The following is an 18,613-nucleotide window of genomic DNA, read 5'->3' as shown; positions in this document are numbered from 1 at the left end:
ATACAGCAACCGGAGGCTCTTGCCAGTTGCCGCAAGCAAATCAATCGCCTGCGGCTGCTATCTGCACCAGAGTGCCATTTTCACGAGACGAGGCTGCGGGCACCCAGAGGCGGGCAGCGGCAGAGGCTGGCCCGCGCGCCACAGGCCGAGCCGATTGTAGATGTTCGGCATTTCGGCATCTATGACCGCGAGAGGATTTCCGTCCCCATAGGTCGTCGCACTGCGGAACCGCAGGACCTGCCGATAGGGGCCTTGCGGAGAGGGGCGATCGACGGTGATCCAGTAGCCATAGGGTGCATCGCCAGTAGGCTCGGCAGCGATCACGGCGCCCTGCAGCGGTCCCGCCTCGACATAGCGCAGCTCCTGATTGTTGTTCCGGCCGGTTCTCCGCGCAAATACCAGGGCGAAATCGTCTTTCACCCGGTCATAGGCGTAGAGTTGCAGGCCGATGCGCTGGTCGTTGTTGCCGGCGTGGAAACTTGCGAACTGGACCAGCAGCAGCGGATGTTCGCTGCCCGGCCGGACCACGTCCGCACGTTGGAGATAGTGCGGGACGGAGAACGCGTCGTCTCCAGCAGGAAGCCGCAAGGCCGCAGAAGTCGCGGGATGGCAGGACCGTTCCCGATCCCGGGAGATACAGGCTGTGATGGGTCCGGGGGCCATTTCGCCGGAAGGGTCTTCCTCCTCGCCGCCCTGCCTTACGGTCAATTGCCAGGGCGAGCGCGCTTCGAAAGGAGCAGCCAGGTCTACGGTCCGGATGACCTTTCCGGGGGTGGCATAAGCGGGTGCCGGCAACAGGCCCGCCATACAGAGCCATGCCGTCAAACCAAGCCGGTTCATGTAAGTTCTCGTCCTCACTATCAACAACAAGTCACTGTTTTAAAACACGATCATCCTTCGCTATCCAACCGGATCGACCTCGTAAAGTTCGAGCGGAAGCCCGTCGGGGTCGGTAAAGAATGTAAAGCGCTTGTCCGTGTAAGGATCGATACGGATCGGTTCGCAGGCCACGCCCCTGACTTCAAGCCTGGCCACTTCGGCATCGAGGTCGGCTACGGCGAAGGAAAGATGGCGCAGCCCGCAGGCTTCCGGCCGCGACGGACGTGGCGGCGGCTTGGGGAAGGAGAACAGTTCGATCTGGGCGTTGCCCGCGTCGAGGTCGCATTTCCAGGAGGCGCGCTCCTCGCGAAAGACCTCGCGGATGATCGGCAGGCCCAGCGTCTCGTGATAGAACGCTCTGGAGCGTTGGTAGTCCGATCCGATGATGGCGATATGGTGGATGGCGCGCATGGCGGCCCCTTAGCATCGCGCCGAACCGCTGTCCTCCTTCCGACTTTCGGTGAGGGTCCGGCTTGCGACAAGCTGCCCGGCAGCTTCGGCGGATCCGTGCCCTTACTGGCCGGGGGCCAGGGTCAGGGTCTCCCTTGGTCGTAGGCTTCCAGCGCCGCGCGGTCTTCATTGGATACGAATTCGCAGGCCAGCAGCGTCTTGCCCGGCATCGCCGGACCCTCCCGCGCCACGATGGAGATCAGGCCCAGGTCGTTCATGCCTTGCTGTTCTTCAGGCAGAACCCGCGCAAAGCCAGTCGTGGAGGCGCCGAAAAGGTGGCTCTTCTCGGCCGACAGAGCGTACCGCTTGCCCAGTTCCGCCGCCACGGCGCCCTCCAGCAGCACGCCGACCGACATCCCGGCAAAGACGACATCCTGTGTCTTGAAGCCGTCCCGCTCGATCGGCGCAGGCAGATGATAGATCGCGGCGCCGAGCGAAGAAGTGTCGGGCTTGGCAAGCTTCTCCGCCGCTTCGTAAAGGTCCATGGCGTTGCTGGTGGAATAGGGCGGTTCACAAAGGGCAGCGGCAAGGAAGTCCGGCGTCTGCGCCGCAGCGTGGGAAGGTGCGGCCAGCGCGGCGACGAGCAGGGCAAAACGATTCATGACCGGGAATTGCACCATGTTTTCAGCAATTTCAACGGTTTGATGCCGCCTCGAAGAAAAGACCTGAGATCAGTTCTTCGGTGCCATCGGTTTCTGGGATCGCACTTCTCCCAGCAGCAGGCCGAGGTATTTCTCGGCTTCGGCCGACTGGCTCTTGGGGAAAGCGGCCGTCATCCGCCCGCTCCAATAGCCGTAGTTCACCGTGGTCAAGCTGAACAGCCAGGGCTGGTTGTCCCGATAACCGCTGAACGTGCCGCGATAGGCGTCCAGCTTGCGGTTGGTCGGGATCTTGGTGGGACCTTCCGAGACGATGGCGGGGGCAGCGAAGTGCGCCATCGCGGCTTGGCGCATGATCATGTAGTGATCGCGCGCAGACATATCGTCGATATGGAGGATCGCCATGCGCACGGCGATCTTGTCGCTTCCGCTGCCGATCTGCCGGTCGTAGCCGATGGCGACATATTCTCCGCTTGGGTCGTAGGCTTTCTCGCTAAGCCGTTTGAAACCTTGGAATTCTGCCGGGAAACGCAGCCCGCTGGCGGTGTGGACAAGCGTGGTCCCATCCGCCGCGAGGGTGAAGCCTTCGGGAACGTCCACGGAGGGGACAGCCGCCATGGGCGAAACGGCCGGGGAAGGCTGGGCGAGGGCCGGCGCAGCAATGCCGGCGGCCAGCAGCACGGCCAGCGCGCCAATAGAGGAACAGATGGTTGAAGGCATCGGCGTCAAATCCCCTGGTCACGGCGGCGCTGCGGTAAATGACGCCCCCGTCGCACTCAAGTCTAGGACCATTCACAAGTTGCAATCAACATTTGAATTGCGGGTGAATCTCTCGAATGTCGATAAACGTGCTTAACAAAATCCATGCGCGACTTCGAAGGCAGGCTGATTTCACGGAGGCTTGAGGCTTGGCGGTAATCGGCTAGAGCTTGGCCTCCTGCATGGAATTCGGGCAGGCGTTGGAGAGAAACATGAGTGAAGGCATTTTGGTGATCGATAGCGGCGGCGTTCTCGAGATCCTGATCGATCGGCCCGAAAAGAAGAATGCCCTCACCGCGCCGATGTACCGCGCGATGACGGCCGCTCTGGCTTCGGCGTCGGCGCGGCCGGACATCGGTGTGGTGCTGGTCGGCGGGCTGGGGGATGCCTTCTGCGCCGGGAACGACCTTGCCGATTTCATGTCCGGGCCGGATGGCGCCGAGGCCGCGCTCAATTTCATCCGGGCGATCGCGGTCTTCGAAAAGCCGCTGGTTGCGGCCGTGCAGGGGCTGGCCGTGGGTGTCGGCACGACGATGCTGTTTCACTGCGACCTCGTCTATGCCGCCCCAGACGCCGCCTTCGTCATGCCCTTCGTGAACCTGGGTATCGTGCCGGAAGCGGCATCCAGCCTGCTCGCGCCTGCCACTCTGGGCCATGCCAAGGCGGCGGCCATGCTGCTGCTGGGCGAACCGCTGGATGCGCAAGGCGCGGAGCGTGCGGGCCTGGTCACGGCGGTAGTGCCGGCAAACGCCTTGCTCGGCCATGCCCGGGCCAAGGCGGCGGCACTCATGGCCAAGCCGCCGGAGGCCCTGCTGGCGACGCGCCGGTTGATGAAAGGCGATCCGGCGCTCGTTTCCGCCCGGATCGAGGAGGAGGCGCGGATCTTCCGAGAGGCGCTGCAATCGCCCGAGGCGCGCGAGGCCTTCATCGCCTTTTTCGAAAAGCGTCCGCCCGTGTTCCGGCGCGGATAAGCCCGGTTACCCGGGCTCGCGTCGGGGCTGCTCGGCGCCGGTGACACGGCGCCAGTGCTCGTCTGCGCGGCGCTCGAACGTGCCGCTTTCGCGTGCCTCGCTGCGGTAGAGAGAGCCTTTGGGCATGGGCGAATAAACCTGATCCACCCAGCCGCGCGGATCGTCGTGAGGCCAGATATATCCGACGTGGCCGAGCTGGCTGGCGCCCTTGTAATGGGCATCGCGCAAGTGCAGCGGCACTTGCGCGGGCGGCTGCCCGGCCACGAATTGCAATGCGGCCGAGATGCCGCGTGATGCGGAAGCCGATTTCGGCGCGCGGGCGACGTGCAGGGCTGCATGGGCCAGGACGATCTGGGCTTCGGGATAGCCGATCTTCTCGACGGCGTGGAGCGCTGCCACGGCTGTCTGCAAGGCGGTGTTGTCGGCCAGGCCCACGTCTTCGGAGGCGTGGATCATGATCCGCCGCGCTATGTAGCGGGGATCTTCGCCGCCGTGGACCAGGCGCGCCAACCAGTAGAGGGTGGCATCCGCATCGGAGCCGCGCATGGACTTCACGAAAGCCGAAACGACATCGTAGTGGGCGTCGCCCGACCGGTCGTGGTTTACCGGCGCGGCGGCGTAGGCCTCTTCCAGCATGGCATCGGTAACTTCGAACGCCGCGTCGCCATGCCCGAGTGCCAGACTTTCGAGGGTCGTCAGCGCACGGCGGGCATCACCGCCGGACCGCCCCGCGACCATGCGTACCTGCTCGGGCGTCATGGCGATGGCAGCGCCCTCGGCGTGGAGGTGCTCGATCCCCCGGCGCACCACCTTTTCCATGTCCTCTATCGAGAGCGGTTCCAGTTTGAGGATGGTCGAGCGGGAGACCAGCGCCGGAGTGAGGACATGATAGGGATTGCCGGTGGTCGCGCCGATGAAGTCGGCGATGCCGTCTTCGCAGATCGCCAGCAGGTCGTCGGTCTGGGTGGCGGAAAAGCGCTGCACTTCGTCCACGAAGATCAGCAGGGGATGGACGCGCGCTTCATCCGCCAGCTTGCGGATTTCCGCGACTCCGGCGCGCGTGGCATTGAGCGGGCGGAAGGTCTTGCCCAGCATGGCGCCCACGGCCCGCGCGATCGAGGTCTTGCCGATGCCGGGCGGCCCGTAAAGGATCACGCTGCCCAGCGCTCCCGCCTTCACGCGCCGCCGCAGGATCGAGCCTTCGCCCACCACATGGCCCTGGCCGATAACATCGTCCAGCGAGGCGGGGCGGAGCAGGGCGGCAAGCGGCATCCTGCCGGCCGGCCCGGAACCTGCGAAGAGATCAGACATCGGTCATTTGAAAGTGCAGGCGGACGATCAGACCGTCAGCAGCAGCGTGTCGTCGCTTCGCGGCGCTGCAGGCTCGAAATCGGGGAGCGGTTCGAAAACCTCTTCAAGCAGTTCGGTCACTTCCAGGCCGGCGAGCTTGAACTGGCCGAGGCGGCGTTCTTCGGGCGAGCGCCATGCCTTGCTCAGGTTCAGCGCGCTGACGAAGAGGTCTCCGTGGCGCTCGAACATCAAATGCGGGGCGAGCTTGATGATGCCGCCGTTATAGCGGGCATTGACGGTGCGGCGAAACGAGATCGCTTCCATGAGAGAGAGACGGGTATCGATCATGCGCGTGTAGAAGCCAGTTCGGTATTCGGTAGATTTTGCATTGCAGCATTGTGAAGGCGACAACGGTTCGGCGCAAGAGCCTAGCGCATGACGAGCCACAGTTGATGCAGTGCGGTTGCGATCAGGCGCTGCGTCGTTCCTCGGGGTCGGTGGGGAGCGGCAGGCCCGTCCGATTGCGGCCGCCCTGCTTGGCCCGGTAGAGCGCGTCGTCAGCCTGGGTCATGATCGTGCGGCTTTCTTCGCCCCGCACGATCAGCGCAATTCCCACGCTTACGGTCGCTTCCACGGCGTTGCCGAGGGGATCGCGGATCGTCGTTTCCTCGAACCGCATGCGGATCCGCTCGCAGACCAGATGGGCCTGGTCGACGCCGAGACCGGCCAGCAATACGGCAAATTCCTCACCGCCAAGGCGGGCCACGAGATCGCCCTCGCGAACAGCGCCGCGCAGAATCGAGACGAAGCGCACCAGCACATCGTCTCCGGTGGCATGGCCGTGGCGGTCGTTGATGCGCTTGAAATGATCGAGATCGAACAGTGCCAGGCATCCCGTCGGGGCTTCGTCGGCAGCGGGTTCCGCAAGGGACTGGCCGAGCACGGCGAGAAGCGCCTCGTCGAAGGCGCGGCGGTTGCAGGCGCCGGTCAGGTGGTCGGTCATGGCCTGAGCGGTGAGGCTTTCCACCAGCTGCCGTCGGCGCGTTATTTCGCGGATGATGCTGACGGTGCCCGAAGTCTGCCCGTCCTCGTCGAGGATGCCGCGGATATGGCTTTCCACCCAGACGATGTCGCCGTTCTTGCAGCAGACCCGATATTCGAGGATCGCCGTCTGGTCAGGGTCGGCCAGCGCGCGGCTGCGTGCTTCGAGGATGGTGGGCACGTCGTCCGGCAGGATGAGCTTGAACATCGAGCTTCCCACCAGTTCGGCAGGCGCATAGCCGGTGACCTGCCTGGCCGAAGGCGAGGCGTAGCGCACCGTACCGTCCGCGCTCACGCGCACGACGATGTCGCTCATGCGGTCGAGCACTGCGCGGTGCAGCGCCTCGGCGGCGTGCAGGCGGTCCACCAGGCGGCGGCGCGAGCGCAGTTCGGCGGCCAGCGGCAGGATGATAAGCACGATGGAGGCGAAATAGATCTGCAGGACCTGGAGCTTCATGGCCATTGGACCATGAAGCAGGGTCGTCGGCCCGCGTCCTGCCAGGGAGAACGACAGGCCGATGCTCACCAGGATGACGATGGAGGAAATCGCACCGAACCGCCCCAGTCGCAGAGTGGCCGCGACCATCGGCACGAAGGGAATGATGACCAGCGGTATCACGTTCTGACCGAAGGTGATCAGCGAGGCCGCCACCACCAGTCCGAGCAGTATGGCCGCTTCGCCCACCCGCTTGCTTCCGGCTGCGGCGATCCATTGGCGGGTTTCGCCGCGCAGGGACAGAAGCACCGGCGGTGCGAAAGTCACGAAGCCGAGCGCATGGCCGGCATACCAGTCGAGCCAGGCTTTCCAATAAGGGATGCCGCTTGCGGCATGGGCGCATAGGGCCGCGCCGAAAGCTGCTGCCGCCGGGACCAGCAGTCCTGCGACAAGCAGGAACATGCCGACTTCGGGCAGCGACTGGAACCTGCCGAAACGCGGATAAAGCCGGCGCACCAGCCAGGCGGCGGAGACCGCCTCGGCAATGCAGAGCAGGGAGAGCGGCACGGCCACCAGGCCGTGGAAGCCGAAAAGCATGGAGGCGCAGAACCCGACCGGCGCGCATGCCAGCGCGATGCCCGCCCAGCGCCAGCGCGGCGTGCTGCTCAGCCTTGCGAAAAGGATCGGCCCTGCAAGCCACACGATGGCGATGCCGGCGTCGAAACGCGTCAGCTGCAGGGCGATGGCCGCGCAGACGAAATAAGTCGTGGCTGTCAGAACGGCCTCGCGCAGCGGCAGGCGAAGTCGTCTGGGGAACGAACGGGGCATCGCGCATGGCTAGTGGAATATGGTTAGCATCCTGTAAATGGGTAACTTGCCTGACCGCGGGTTTCCGCCGGGCGCCATTTCGGCCTGGCTCGGCCTCTCATCCGGGCTCCGCTTCCGAGGGGAAGCGCGCTTCCGCCACGAAGGCCGCGACGGTTGCCGCCTGCTCGTCGTTTCGCGTTGCCAGGGCCAGCGCGACTTTGGGGGCGTTGCCCGTAAGGTCGTGATAGGTCACGCCCCTGAACGAGGCGTCGCGCATGGATTCCGGCACAAGCGCCACACCCAGTTCGGCCGCGACGAGGGCCAGAACCGAAGCGACCTGCGGCGCCGACTGGCCCAGTATCGGTTCGAACCCGGCGCGGCGGCAGGCCTCCAGCGTGGCGTCGAACAAGGTGGGTCCGAGCGCGCGCGGGGTAAGGATGAAGGCGTCTTCGGCAAGCTGCTCCAGCCGGATCGGCTCGCCATGCGGCATTCGCGCCGAGGCGAGGGCGGCAATCAGGGGCTCGTCGGCCAGGTGAAAGAGGCGCAGCCCCTGCTTGTCCACGGCGTCGGGACGCAGGAAGGCTGCATCGAGCGAACCGTTCTTCAGGCCCTCCACCAGGCCGATGGAATTGTGCTCGGCCAGGCTCAGTTCGACGTCGGGGAAGCGGCGGCGATAGATGCGGATTGCCTGAGGAACGCGGGGATTGAACGCGGCCGAGCCGGTGAAACCCACCCGAATGCGGCCGGTTTCACCGGCGGCGGCGCGCTGGGCGGCAACGACGGCCTCTCCGACGAGACCGGGAATCTGACGCACACCGGCTTCGAAGGCCCGCCCGGCCTCGGTCAATTCCGCGCCTTGCGGGATGCGGTGGAAAAGGGGTGTGCCTACTTCGCGTTCCAGATCCTTGATCTGATGGCTGAGCGGCGGCTGTCCGATCCCCAGGCGCTGGGCGGCGCGCGTAAAGTGGCGTTCCTCAGCCACGGCCAGGAAATACCGGATGTGTCTGAGTTCCATCTGCCGCCTTCGCTTCATATCTAAAACATATTGAGATCGCCTTCATCATGAATTGGACAGATGGAGCGCACAAGCCCATTTCGGCCTCAGGAGATTTGAAATGGCTAGTTTGGCAACCGACACTGCAGAGTTCACGACCGAGGCGCATTCCGCGCCGGGGCAGACCGCATGGAACCGCGCCAGCGCCGACCATGTGCCGGCTCTGGAGCCCGTGGTGTTCCTGCCCGGCCTGCTCTGCGACCAGTCGCTCTGGCGCCGACAGGTCCATGCGCTGGCCGATGTCGCTGCGCCGATGATCGCCGATCTTACCCTCGACGACACGATCGGCGCCATGGCCGAGCGCACCCTGGCTGCCGCGCCGCGCCGCTTCTCGCTGGCGGGTCTCTCGATGGGCGGCTACGTCGCGCTGGAGATCATGCGCCGGGCGCCCGAGCGCGTTTCGCGCCTGGCTCTCATCAATTCCAGCGCTCGCGGCGATACGCCCGAACGCAGCCGGCAGCGCAAGGCCGGCATCGAGTCCCTGCGCCGCGGCAAGTTCGTGGGCATCACGCACCGCCTGCTGGGTGATCTGGTCCATGCGGACAACACCGTCGGCCCGGTTGCCGACGAGATGCGCGGCATGGCCTCGCGCGTCGGCGGTGATGCCTTCATTCGCCAGCAGCATGCGATCATGATGCGTCCGGATTCGCTGGACAGCCTGGGAGCCATCCGCGTTCCGACCATGATCGTGGTAGGCGAGGGGGACCGCATCACCCCGCCCGATCACGCCCGTGAGATCCATTCGCGGATCGAAGGCTCCAGCTTCCACATGATCGGCGCCTGCGGCCATATGGCGGCGCTCGAACATCCCGAGCAGGTGAACTTCCTGCTGCGGAACTGGCTCCAGCGCCAGGCAGCCTGAACGGGGGCAACCCGTTTTGAGCCGATAGGACGCGAAAAGCTCTCGGGCATTTTCGCAAATGCCGCTAACGAACTCTCCATGGGGGGAGTTCGCCATGTCCGCACCTGATCTTTCGCTGCTGGCGAAGCGGCGGTTCGCGCCGATGTTCGTCGTCCAGTTTCTGGGCGCCTTCAACGACAACCTGCTGAAATTCGCCATGCTGTTCCTGGCGAATTTCGTGATCTTCGCCGGTGAGGCCGACAAGGCGGGAATGCTGGCGGCCATCGCCAGCGGGGTGTTTATCGCGCCCTATTTCCTGTTCTCCGCCCTCGCCGGACAACTTGCCGACCGGATCGACAAGGCGCGACTTGTCCGCTGGATCAAGCTGGCCGAGATCGCGATCATGGCCGTGGGCCTGGGTGGGTTCTGGCTCCAGTCGATCCCCGTGCTGATGACGGCGCTGTTCCTGATGGGGCTTCATTCCACGCTCTTCGGACCGGTGAAATATTCGATCCTGCCGCAGCATCTTGCCGCGCACGAGATCATGGGTGGCACCGGCCTGATCGAGGCGGGAACATTCCTGGCGATCCTTGGCGGGCAGCTCGTGGCCGGCGTGATCCCGGCCTGGGAAGCGGGCCTGGCCGCCATGGGCATTGCATTTCTCGGCTACCTTTTCGCTCGCGCCATCCCGCCGGCGCCGCCGGTTCGCGGCGAGCATCCGGTCGACTGGAACCTCTGGCGCGGGACTATGGAGGTGCTGCGAACCGCGCGAAGCGGCCGGGCCGTCTGGCTCTCGGTCCTGGGCATAAGCTGGTTCTTCGCGGCAGGCGCCGTGCTCGTGTCGGAATTCGCGCCGCTGGTGAGTGGTACCCTGGCGGCCCGGCAGGAAGTGGCGACGGTGTTCCTGGTGATCTTTTCGGTGACGATCGCGCTGGGCTCGCTGGCGGTCAACAAGCTGCTGGGCGGCGAAGTCTCTGCGCGATATGTGCCGATCTCGGCATTGGGGCTGGCGATCGGCCTGATCGACCTCTGGCTCTCCACCAGCGGTTTCATCCCCGCCGCGCAGGAGGCTTCGTTCCGTCAGTTCCTGGCAAACCCCGGCGCGCCGCGCATCCTGGCAGACCTGGTGCTGGTGGCCTTCTCGGGCGGCATGTTCATCGTGCCGCTCTACGCGATCCTGCAAATGTACAGCGCCGCAGAGGAACGCTCCCGCATCATTGCCGCCAATAACATCGTCAATGCCGCGGTGACGGTCGGGGTCGTGCTGGCGATGACGGGGCTGCTGGCAGCGGGGCTCGACGTGCCGGAATTGATCGGCGTACTCGGTTTCGCCTCGCTGGCTGCCGCGCTGTTCGGGCTGCGCCTCGCGCGGGAGACGGCGACAGGGTGATGAGGAGCGCTGCGGGGACTAATCCCCGAAGCGCTCCCCGTCGCAGTGTCAGACGAGTTCGCCCAGAGTGGCGGCGTCGAAGCCCTTGAGCTTGCCGGATTCGCCCTTGCCGATCTTGCTGACCCAGTCCGGATCGGCAATCAGCGCGCGGCCGACCGCGATCAGGTCAAATTCGTCGCGCTCCATGCGCTCGACCAGATCGTCCAGCGCAGTGGAGGTTGAGCTTTCGCCGCCGAAGGCTGCCAGGAATTCGCCGGAAAGGCCGACCGAGCCGACGCTTATCGTGGCTGCACCCGTGAGCTTCTTGGCCCAGCCCGCGAAGTTCAGGCCCTTTTCGCCGTCGATTTCGGCGAATTCCGGCTCCCAGAAGCGGCGCTGCGAGCAGTGGAGCACGTCCACCCCGGCATCGACCAGCGGCTGCAGCCAATCGGCCATGAGATCGGGCGTCTCCGCCAGACGGGCGAGATAGTCCTGCTGCTTCCACTGGCTGAGGCGCAGGATGATGGGGTAGTCGGGCCCGACGGCCTCGCGCACGGCGGAGACGACCTCACCGGCAAAGCGCGATCGTTCGCGGATCGTGGCGCCGCCGTAGCGGTCCGCACGCTCGTTGGTGCCGGACCAGAAGAACTGGTCGATCAGGTAGCCGTGCGCGCCATGGATCTCGACCGTGTCGAAGCCGAGGCGCTTCGAAGCCGCTGCGGCGCGGGCGAAGGCGGAGACGGCATCGGCAATGTCTTCCTCGCTCATGGCCGAACCACGCGGCTGACCCGGCGCCAGCAACCCGGAAGGGCTCTCGACCGGCACGCCCGGATCCCAGCCATCCGGCCCCACCGTGGAGCCGGTGTGCCAGATCTGCGGGCCCATCTTGCCACCGGCGGCATGGACCGCGCCGATCACGCTTTTCCAACCCTCCAGTGCTTCTTCGCCGTGGAACAGCGGAATACCGGCCATGTTGCGAGAGGCGGGGCGGTCGATCACCGTGCCTTCCGAAAGGATCAGCCCCACGCCGCCTTCAGCGCGGCGCTGATAATAAGCCGCTTGCGGAGCACCGGGGATGCCCTCTGGCGCAAATCCGCGCGTCATCGGCGCCATGACGATCCGGTTCGGCAGGTCGAGCGAACGGATGCTGAAGGGGCGGAACAGGACTTCGGTATTGGATGCCGACATGCAGGCAGGTCTCCATTGAAACAGGAAGGCCCTTAGGTATAAACTGGAAACCTAGTGTCAATGAGGCACCTTTAATCGCCTAGGTATACTGGAGGATACCGCTTGCCCGAATGCCAGCATTTCGACATCGGCTGCCCGAGCCGGCAACTGTTCGACCAGATCGCGGACAAGTGGTCGATGATGGTGCTGACCGTGCTCGTTCCGGGGCCGATGCGTTTCAACGCCATCAAGCGGCACATGGAGGGCGTGACGCAGAAGGCGCTCACCCAGTGCCTGCGCAAACTGGAGCGCAACGGCCTGCTTTCCCGCCGGGTGATCCCGACTTCGCCGGTCGGCGTGGAGTACGAGATCACGGCCTTGGGCCAATCGCTCCATGCACCTTTCAAGGCGCTCTACCGGTGGACTCTCGACAATCTCGACGAAGTGGAAGAATCGCGGCGCGCTTTCGACCTGCGGGCCGCATAGGGCAGGGCGAGGCTCAAAGCTTGTAGGGGTTTCCGGGAAGCAGGCGGGCAGTCAGCGGTTCGTCGAGGTCCGGCACGCTCATCTCCACGCGGTCGCCGCTGATGGAGATGCTGGCGCATTCGCTGTCGCGGTTTTCCGGGCCGCCGACATCCTTTGCGCGGCGCTCGGAAACGCAAAGCAGTCCTTCGGGGCTGATCGCCCAGCGCTGCTGCATCACCCTGTGACCCTGGCCATGCTCGCGCATGCGGGCGATGCCGCCGGGCTTGAGGAAAATGACGTGCTCGCCCGGAAGCTGGGAATCGTCTTCTTCCAGCGTGTTGCCTGCAAGCCGCTCCACGGCGGCGCGCCCGGTGAGTGCTGCGGGGTCCTCGCCATCGGTCAAGGCGGGCAGGCTCGCGGCGGCGAGGATTGCAAATCCCAGTGCAATGTCCGTCATGTCCGTGTTCCTGTCTGGTGATCCGAAAATCCCACCCACCCCGATTTGATATAGAAACAGAAGCGGTTGCGGAATGGGGTTGGATGAAAATGACCGTCTTCGGCAGCCCGACACGGCCGTAACGCAAAAAAGGCGGCTCTCGCGAGCCGCCTTTTCCTCGTCCTCGTCCGGCCTTCCCGGTGGCTGGCCGTGATGCCGGCCGGACGAAGGCGTCAGATCAGAACTTCATGCCGACGCCGACCAGGCCGACATCCGCATCCGGCGTGTTGTCGCCGACGAGCAGGTGCTTGTATTCGACCTTGCCGTAGAACTTGTCGTTCAGGTCCTGCTGCAGGCCGCCGCCCACGCCGACGGCGCTGTTGCCGTACTTGGTGAACTTCGACTGCCAGGTCGAGGCGGCATAGAGCTTGGTCGAAGGCGTGACCTTCACACCGGCGCGGCCGCCGACGCCCCACGAGACGCGGGTGTTGTCGGTCAGCACCTTGTCGGCCGAACCTTCCACGCCCACGAAGAACTTTTCGCCGAGATCGTAGTCGTAACCGGCAGCGACGCCAGCTACTGCATCGCTGTCGCTACCGTCCCAGATCACGCCGGTGCGCGCTTCCACGCGGGCCTCGTTCGCGAAAGCGGGCGAGGCGGCAGCGACGGCGGCAACCGCGGCGAGCGAAACAAGTGCAATACGCATATTCAAACTCCAGTATCTTTCTTCCCCGGCCCTCTTCCGGGCAGCCACCGAGTGGAGGCCAGGGCCTTGCACCGAAGTGAACAAGTCATTCTGATGACAGTCAGAATTCCGGCCCGTCTCGCCTTTGCAGGGCTGGAGGAGCCAGGTTTCCTGCGGGCTTCGGCTTGTTCTGCGTGGCTCTGCGGGTGCCGCGAACGGTCAAAAATGCTCTGTGGATAAAATCGGCAAAACCGCGGGATAGCGAGTGGATGGGGCGGTAAAACCCCCGTGCACGCGGCACATCTTCGCGAGGACCGGGCCGCCGCGCCGTCCATTGTATAAGGATGCTTCTGGAAGGAGAGGAAAAGATGCTGGTCCGGAAGGCATAGGCAAGCGCGAATCCTTTGCCTATGAGGGCCGCCATGGACGACAATCTCCGCCGCGCCGCCCTCGACTACCACCTCCATCCGCAGCCGGGTAAGCTCCGTATCGAGCCGACCAAGCGCATGGTAAACCAGCGCGACCTGGCGCTGGCCTATTCGCCGGGGGTCGCCGCACCCTGCGTCGAGATCGCTGCCGATCCCGACAAGGCGATGGACTATACCGCGCGCGGCAATCTGGTGGCCGTGATCTCCAACGGCACCGCAGTGCTCGGCCTGGGCGCGATCGGTGCGCTGGCCTCGAAGCCGGTGATGGAGGGCAAGGCCGTCCTCTTCAAGAAATTCGCCGACATCGACGTGTTCGACCTGGAAGTGGACACCACCGATCCGGACAAGTTCGTCGAAGCGGTGGCTCTGCTGGAACCGACCTTCGGCGGTATCAACCTCGAAGACATCAAGGCTCCCGAATGCTTCGCCATCGAGGCGCGGCTCAAGGAACGCATGAACATCCCGGTGTTCCATGACGACCAGCACGGCACGGCCATCGTCGTCGCCGCCGCGGTCCGCAATGCGCTGGTGCTTCAGGGCAAGACCCTGGCTGAAGCCAAGCTGGTCACCTCGGGCGCGGGCGCGGCAGCGCTGGCCTGTGTCGACCTGCTGGTTTCGATGGGCCTCCAGATCGAGAACGTGACGCTGACCGACAAGGACGGCGTCATCCACTCGGGCCGCGAGGGCATGTTGCCGAACATGGCGCGTTACGCGCGCGAGACCAATGCGCGGTCGCTGCCGGAAGTTCTGCCCGGCGCGAACCTCTTCCTCGGCCTTTCGGCGCCGGGCGTGCTCAAGCCGGAATGGCTGCCGCTGATGGCGCCGAACCCGCTGATCTTCGCGCTCGCCAATCCCGAGCCCGAAATCCGCCCCGAAATCGCTCGCGAAGTTCGCCCGGATGCGATCATCGCCACCGGCCGCTCGGACTATCCGAACCAGGTCAACAACGTCCTGTGCTTCCCCTACATCTTCCGCGGCGCGCTGGACGTAGGCGCGACGGCGATCAACGAAGAAATGAAGGCGGCTGCGGCAGAGGCTATCGCCGCACTCGCCCGCTTGCCCGCGCATGACAGCGTTGCCCAGGCCTACGGCGGTCGCAAGCTGGTGTTCGGCCCCGAATATATCATCCCGACGCCCTTCGATCCGCGCCTGATCGGCGAGATCGCGGTAGCTGTTGCCCGGGCGGCCATGGCCAGCGGCGTCGCCCGCAAGACCGTCGACCTCGACGAATACAAGCGCAAGCTGACGCGCCAGAACACGCGTTCCGGACAGCTCATGCTTCCGGTGTTCCAGGCGGCGCGCGGCTCCGGCCGCCGCATCGTCTACGGCGAAGGCGAAGACGAGCGCGTGCTGCGCGCCATCCAGGACGTGCTCGACGAAGAAATCGCGCGTCCCACCATCGTCGCCCGCCGCCGCGTCCTGGAAGAAAAGCTGCCCGGCCTCGGTCTCGGCTTCCAGCTCGACCGCGACGTGGAAGTGATCGACCCCGAAACCGACCATGAGGTCATGGGCGAGCTCGTCGAGGCCTATCGCGCGGTGGCTTCGCGCAAGGGCGTGCCATCCGACGAGATCCCGCGCCATGTCTATCGGCGCCCGACACTGACCGCGGCGCTCCTGCTGCGCACCGGCCGGGTCGATGCGGCCCTGGTCGGTGGGCGCTCCGAATATTGGGGCCAGATCGAGCACGTCCTGCGCGTGATCGACCGCGAGCCGGGCAGCAGCCGCGTCTACGCACTTTCAGGTCTGATCCTGGATGCCGGCGCGCTGTTTATCACCGACACGCACATGGTGCCGGATCCCACACCGGAGCAGATCGCCGAAATGGCGCAGCTCGGTGCCACCCAGCTCAAGCACTTCGGCCTGCGTCCTCGCGTCGCGTTGCTCTCGCACTCCAATTTCGGCGCTTCGCATAGCCCGAGCGCGCGCAAGATGCGCGCCGCCCTGGACATCGTGAAGGCCGCAGCACCGGATCTGAAGATCGACGGTGAAATGCATGCCGATGCCGCGCTCAGCCAGGCCCTTCGCGATCGCCTGGTGCCGGATGCCCGGTTCGAGGGACCCGCGAACCTGTTGGTGATGCCAAACCTCGATGCGGCGAACATTACGCTGACGGCGCTCTCGGCTTCGTCCAGTTCGCCTACTGTCGGCCCGATGCTGATGGGCCTTTCCCAGCCCATCCACGTCCTGACGCCTGGCGTCACCGCGCGCGGCATCCTCAATCTCACGGCTATCGCAGCCGCTCAACTCGAGCAGGTCTGAACCCGATACCTGCGGATGCGGCGCCTGAAGGCGCTGTGTCCGCAGGAAACTGATCCCGATCGGAACCACTCGGCCGAAGTTCGATGACGTTCTGCACGATGATCGAAGAATCGGGTCTGAGGAGCACCTCGATTCTTGGCTCCTGCTGAGCCAGATGATTTGCGTAAGGCGCAACTAAGGGCGCTCAAGGCCTCGGCAAAGACTGCAACCTGAGTTGCATCTTTCACATCAGCCTTGGCTTATCACCTTCGCATCCGACGCCAAACGCGATCGAAGATCGCGTGCGTCAGTTGACCCGGTGACGGTGCTTGCCGCCGAACTTCTTTCCGCAGAATTGTTCGAGCTGGCGCATTTCCGTGGCGGCGGCCGTTGCCAGCGCACTGGCGCAGGGCAGGTGGCTCTCGGCATCGGCGATCCGCGCTTCGACCTTGTCGCGCAGCTCTTCGATATCGGCACGCGTGAGGACATTCTTTTCACGCAAATAGCAGATCAGGCTCTGCAACAGGATCATCGCCTTCTCGCCTGAGTCCACCTCGTTCTTCTCGATCATTATCGGCATCCTCCGCGCGACTTTTCTGGAGGGTCGCGTCTCGTTGGAGGATGATACGATTCGAACGGCCTGTCCAGTCATCATGACAGGTTTGCGCAATGATCGGTCTCGAAACCGACCATCTTGCGAAACAAACGCAATATCACTTGGCTGCCGGGAATAATGTCCGTCCCTCAATCGTTTAAGGCGGCCAGCTCTTTGCGGAGCACCGAAACGATGTGATCCCGCACCGGCGCATGCTTCTTGTCGGGCGACAGTTCCATCATCGCCATCATCCCCCACGAGAGCAGGAAGATGAGATCCACGACCAGCGACCGGCGCTCTCGCGACACGCCGGGCAAGAGGGATTCAAGCGCTTCGTCCAGCCGCAGCCGCACGCGGTCGTCGGTTTTCTGGTTTATGGCGGCAATGATGGGGTTACGACCGACTTCTGCCAGGAGTTCTGCCATCAAGCGGCGGTCTTCCAGGGTCGGCTCGTCCAGGCAGAAACGCTCGATCCAGGCGCGGATTGCCGCCGTATCGCGGGCTGCCACCGCGGCTTCCAGCTTGTCTTCCTCCAGCCAGGCGAGAAGGTTGATCTCGCAGATGGCAGCGATGATCGCCTCCTTGTTCTCGAAGTCCCGGTAGATCTGGCCGACCTTGATCCCGGAGGCCAGGGCGATCTGCGCCATGCCGGTGCGATGGAACCCTTGCTCCACAAAGAGCTTTCTGGCCGTGTCCAGAAGATGCTCGCGGCGGGCGACCGAACGCGCCGCTCGCGAGCGATCCATAATTGTGTCATCTTTCACTGCATCCTCCTCACCTTGCAATCGTTCTAGCGACCCAATACACATCGCGCGAATCAATGAGTGAACATTCACTCACGTTTTAACTCTCATTGCGGGCTTGCTCCATGAAAAAGATCACCCCGGCTCTTGCCTTGCTTCTGACCGCGTGCGGCGGCGGTGGAGAGCAGCCGGCTCCTGCCGGTCCCCCGGAGGTCGGAGTCGTGACTGTGAAGGAGGGCGCGGTGACGCTCAGCTCCGAGCTTCCGGGCCGTACCACGGCCTACGAATCCGCAGACGTCCGCCCGCAGGTCAACGGCCTGATCCTCCAGCGCCTGTTCCAGGAGGGCGACATGGTGCGCGCCGGTCAGCCGCTCTATCGCATCGATCCGGCGCCTTACGAGGCCCAGGCCGCCAGCGCGCGCGCCGCGCTCGTCCGTGCCCGTGCCAATATCGCCAACACTGCTGCGCTGGCCCGCCGCTACGGCGAACTGGTCAAGATCAACGCGATCTCGCGGCAGGAGGCGGAGAACGCATCCGCCAGTGCCGCGCAGGCGAGGGCGGACGTGGCCGCACAGGAAGCGGCGCTGCGTAGCGCTCAGATCGATCTCGGCCGCACGACCATTCGCGCACCGATCTCGGGCCGCATCGGCCGCTCCACTTTCACGACCGGAGCGCTCGTCACCGCCTCGCAGGCCGACGCGCTGACCACCATCCAGCGCCTCGATCCGATCTTCGTAGACATCCAGCAGTCCAGCGCCGACGTGCTGCGCCTGCGCCAGCAGTTGCTCTCGGGCGACCTTTCGCAGAGCGGCGGCGCCGCCCGCGTGCGCCTGAAGCTTGAAGACGGCAGCGACTATTCCGAAGAGGGCACGCTGAAGTTCACCGATGTGACGGTCGATCCCTCGACCGGCAGCCAGGTGGTGCGCGTGCAGTTCGGTAATGCGCGCGGCCTGCTGCTGCCCGGTATGTATGTCCGGGCCGAGCTGGTCGAAGGCACCCGGAGCAACGGCATCCTGGTCCCGCAATCGGCAGTCAGCCGCGATGAGAAGGGCAATCCGACGACGCTCGTGGTCGGCGCCGGCAACAAGCTGGAGATGCGCAAGCTCACCGCGCCGCGGACCGTCGGCAGCAGCTGGCTGGTGACGTCGGGCCTGAAGGCTGGCGACAAGGTGGTTCTCGACGGTGCGCAAATGCTGCGTCCCGGCGCCGCCGTGAAGCCGGTGGCCGCACAGGCCGCCAAGCCCGCAGGCGCGGCACCTGCCGCACAAGGCCAGGGTGCCGGTCAGCCGCAGGCCGGCCAAAATCAGGCCGGCGAAACTCAGACTGGCCAAAATCAGGCCGGACAGGGTCAGTAACCGAT

19 protein-coding genes are annotated in these 18,613 nt (G+C 64.9%); 6 read left to right on the top strand and 13 right to left on the bottom strand.

The window, feature by feature from the left end; genetic code table 11:
• Positions 1-57: 57 nt before the first annotated feature.
• The 4 genes from ACZ1J6_RS04470 to ACZ1J6_RS04455 all read right to left on the bottom strand — a co-directional run bounded on the left by ACZ1J6_RS04470 (position 58) and on the right by ACZ1J6_RS04455 (position 2,648).
• Entirely contained in the window at positions 58-840 is a 783-nt protein-coding gene (locus tag ACZ1J6_RS04470) for a hypothetical protein (protein WP_465126992.1), read from the bottom strand.
• Between the two features lie 60 nt (positions 841-900).
• Entirely contained in the window at positions 901-1,290 is a 390-nt protein-coding gene (gene gloA2 / locus ACZ1J6_RS04465; RefSeq protein WP_465126991.1) for an SMU1112c/YaeR family gloxylase I-like metalloprotein, read from the bottom strand.
• A gap of 122 nt (positions 1,291-1,412) precedes the next feature.
• Positions 1,413-1,931 carry a hypothetical protein gene (locus tag ACZ1J6_RS04460; protein ID WP_465126990.1) on the bottom strand — a complete coding sequence of 173 codons (519 nt, stop codon included), beginning with the start codon at positions 1,929-1,931 and terminating at the stop codon, positions 1,413-1,415.
• Between the two features lie 69 nt (positions 1,932-2,000).
• On the bottom strand, positions 2,001-2,648 hold the full coding sequence (locus ACZ1J6_RS04455; protein WP_243654207.1) for a hypothetical protein: 648 nt from the start codon (positions 2,646-2,648) through the stop codon (positions 2,001-2,003).
• A 251-nt stretch (positions 2,649-2,899) separates the two neighbouring features.
• Between ACZ1J6_RS04455 and ACZ1J6_RS04450 the strand changes: the two genes are divergently transcribed.
• The gene (locus ACZ1J6_RS04450; RefSeq protein WP_465126989.1) at positions 2,900-3,658 is read left to right on the top strand and encodes an enoyl-CoA hydratase; all 759 of its coding nucleotides are present in this window, start codon (positions 2,900-2,902) and stop codon (positions 3,656-3,658) included.
• Positions 3,659-3,664: 6 nt separating this feature from the next.
• Here ACZ1J6_RS04450 and ACZ1J6_RS04445 read toward each other — a convergent pair whose 3' ends face one another.
• From ACZ1J6_RS04445 to ACZ1J6_RS04430, 4 genes are all read right to left on the bottom strand, one after another.
• Positions 3,665-4,969, bottom strand: coding sequence for a replication-associated recombination protein A (locus tag ACZ1J6_RS04445; RefSeq protein WP_465126988.1), 1,305 nt, complete (start codon positions 4,967-4,969; stop codon positions 3,665-3,667).
• A gap of 27 nt (positions 4,970-4,996) precedes the next feature.
• Positions 4,997-5,296 (bottom strand): hypothetical protein, encoded by a 300-nt coding sequence (locus tag ACZ1J6_RS04440; protein WP_132265711.1) that lies wholly within the window; start codon positions 5,294-5,296, stop codon positions 4,997-4,999.
• A gap of 121 nt (positions 5,297-5,417) precedes the next feature.
• Positions 5,418-7,253 (bottom strand): sensor domain-containing diguanylate cyclase, encoded by a 1,836-nt coding sequence (locus ACZ1J6_RS04435; RefSeq protein WP_465126987.1) that lies wholly within the window; start codon positions 7,251-7,253, stop codon positions 5,418-5,420.
• A 97-nt stretch (positions 7,254-7,350) separates the two neighbouring features.
• Positions 7,351-8,247: a LysR family transcriptional regulator gene (locus ACZ1J6_RS04430; RefSeq protein ID WP_431567572.1), complete on the bottom strand. Its 897-nt coding sequence runs from the start codon at positions 8,245-8,247 to the stop codon at positions 7,351-7,353.
• 100 nt (positions 8,248-8,347) lie between these two features.
• Here ACZ1J6_RS04430 and ACZ1J6_RS04425 point away from each other — a divergent pair, with 100 nt between their 5' ends.
• Entirely contained in the window at positions 8,348-9,148 is an 801-nt protein-coding gene (locus ACZ1J6_RS04425; protein ID WP_431567571.1) for an alpha/beta fold hydrolase, read from the top strand.
• A 94-nt stretch (positions 9,149-9,242) separates the two neighbouring features.
• The gene (locus ACZ1J6_RS04420; protein ID WP_431567570.1) at positions 9,243-10,517 is read left to right on the top strand and encodes an MFS transporter; all 1,275 of its coding nucleotides are present in this window, start codon (positions 9,243-9,245) and stop codon (positions 10,515-10,517) included.
• A 48-nt stretch (positions 10,518-10,565) separates the two neighbouring features.
• On the opposite strand, the gene ACZ1J6_RS04415 is transcribed toward ACZ1J6_RS04420, so the two are convergent.
• A complete protein-coding gene (locus ACZ1J6_RS04415; protein WP_314466412.1) occupies positions 10,566-11,684 on the bottom strand; it encodes an NADH:flavin oxidoreductase in 1,119 nt (372 codons plus the stop codon).
• A 102-nt stretch (positions 11,685-11,786) separates the two neighbouring features.
• Here ACZ1J6_RS04415 and ACZ1J6_RS04410 point away from each other — a divergent pair, with 102 nt between their 5' ends.
• Positions 11,787-12,149 carry a winged helix-turn-helix transcriptional regulator gene (locus tag ACZ1J6_RS04410; RefSeq protein ID WP_132265702.1) on the top strand — a complete coding sequence of 121 codons (363 nt, stop codon included), beginning with the start codon at positions 11,787-11,789 and terminating at the stop codon, positions 12,147-12,149.
• Positions 12,150-12,162: 13 nt separating this feature from the next.
• Here ACZ1J6_RS04410 and ACZ1J6_RS04405 read toward each other — a convergent pair whose 3' ends face one another.
• Both ACZ1J6_RS04405 and ACZ1J6_RS04400 read right to left on the bottom strand, forming a co-directional pair.
• A complete protein-coding gene (locus ACZ1J6_RS04405; RefSeq protein WP_132265701.1) occupies positions 12,163-12,585 on the bottom strand; it encodes a hypothetical protein in 423 nt (140 codons plus the stop codon).
• Positions 12,586-12,802: 217 nt separating this feature from the next.
• Complete coding sequence (locus tag ACZ1J6_RS04400; protein WP_132265699.1) at positions 12,803-13,270, bottom strand: outer membrane protein; 468 nt, start codon at positions 13,268-13,270, stop codon at positions 12,803-12,805.
• A 401-nt stretch (positions 13,271-13,671) separates the two neighbouring features.
• Between ACZ1J6_RS04400 and ACZ1J6_RS04395 the strand changes: the two genes are divergently transcribed.
• On the top strand, positions 13,672-15,936 hold the full coding sequence (locus ACZ1J6_RS04395) for an NADP-dependent malic enzyme (RefSeq protein ID WP_431567568.1): 2,265 nt from the start codon (positions 13,672-13,674) through the stop codon (positions 15,934-15,936).
• A gap of 286 nt (positions 15,937-16,222) precedes the next feature.
• Here the strand turns inward: ACZ1J6_RS04395 and ACZ1J6_RS04390 are convergent, their stop codons facing one another.
• The gene (locus tag ACZ1J6_RS04390; RefSeq protein ID WP_132265696.1) at positions 16,223-16,486 is read right to left on the bottom strand and encodes a hypothetical protein; all 264 of its coding nucleotides are present in this window, start codon (positions 16,484-16,486) and stop codon (positions 16,223-16,225) included.
• Positions 16,487-16,659: 173 nt separating this feature from the next.
• Positions 16,660-17,274: a TetR/AcrR family transcriptional regulator gene (locus tag ACZ1J6_RS04385; protein ID WP_243654205.1), complete on the bottom strand. Its 615-nt coding sequence runs from the start codon at positions 17,272-17,274 to the stop codon at positions 16,660-16,662.
• A gap of 104 nt (positions 17,275-17,378) precedes the next feature.
• On the opposite strand from ACZ1J6_RS04385, the gene ACZ1J6_RS04380 reads away from it, so the two are divergent.
• Positions 17,379-18,608 (top strand): efflux RND transporter periplasmic adaptor subunit, encoded by a 1,230-nt coding sequence (locus ACZ1J6_RS04380; RefSeq protein WP_465126986.1) that lies wholly within the window; start codon positions 17,379-17,381, stop codon positions 18,606-18,608.
• The last annotated feature ends 5 nt before the right edge of the window (positions 18,609-18,613 follow it).

This window comes from Novosphingobium sp. BL-S-21 (genome assembly GCF_055521655.1).
The sequence above is the reverse complement of the archived record's forward strand: the minus strand, read 5'-3'. Positions and strand labels throughout refer to the sequence as shown.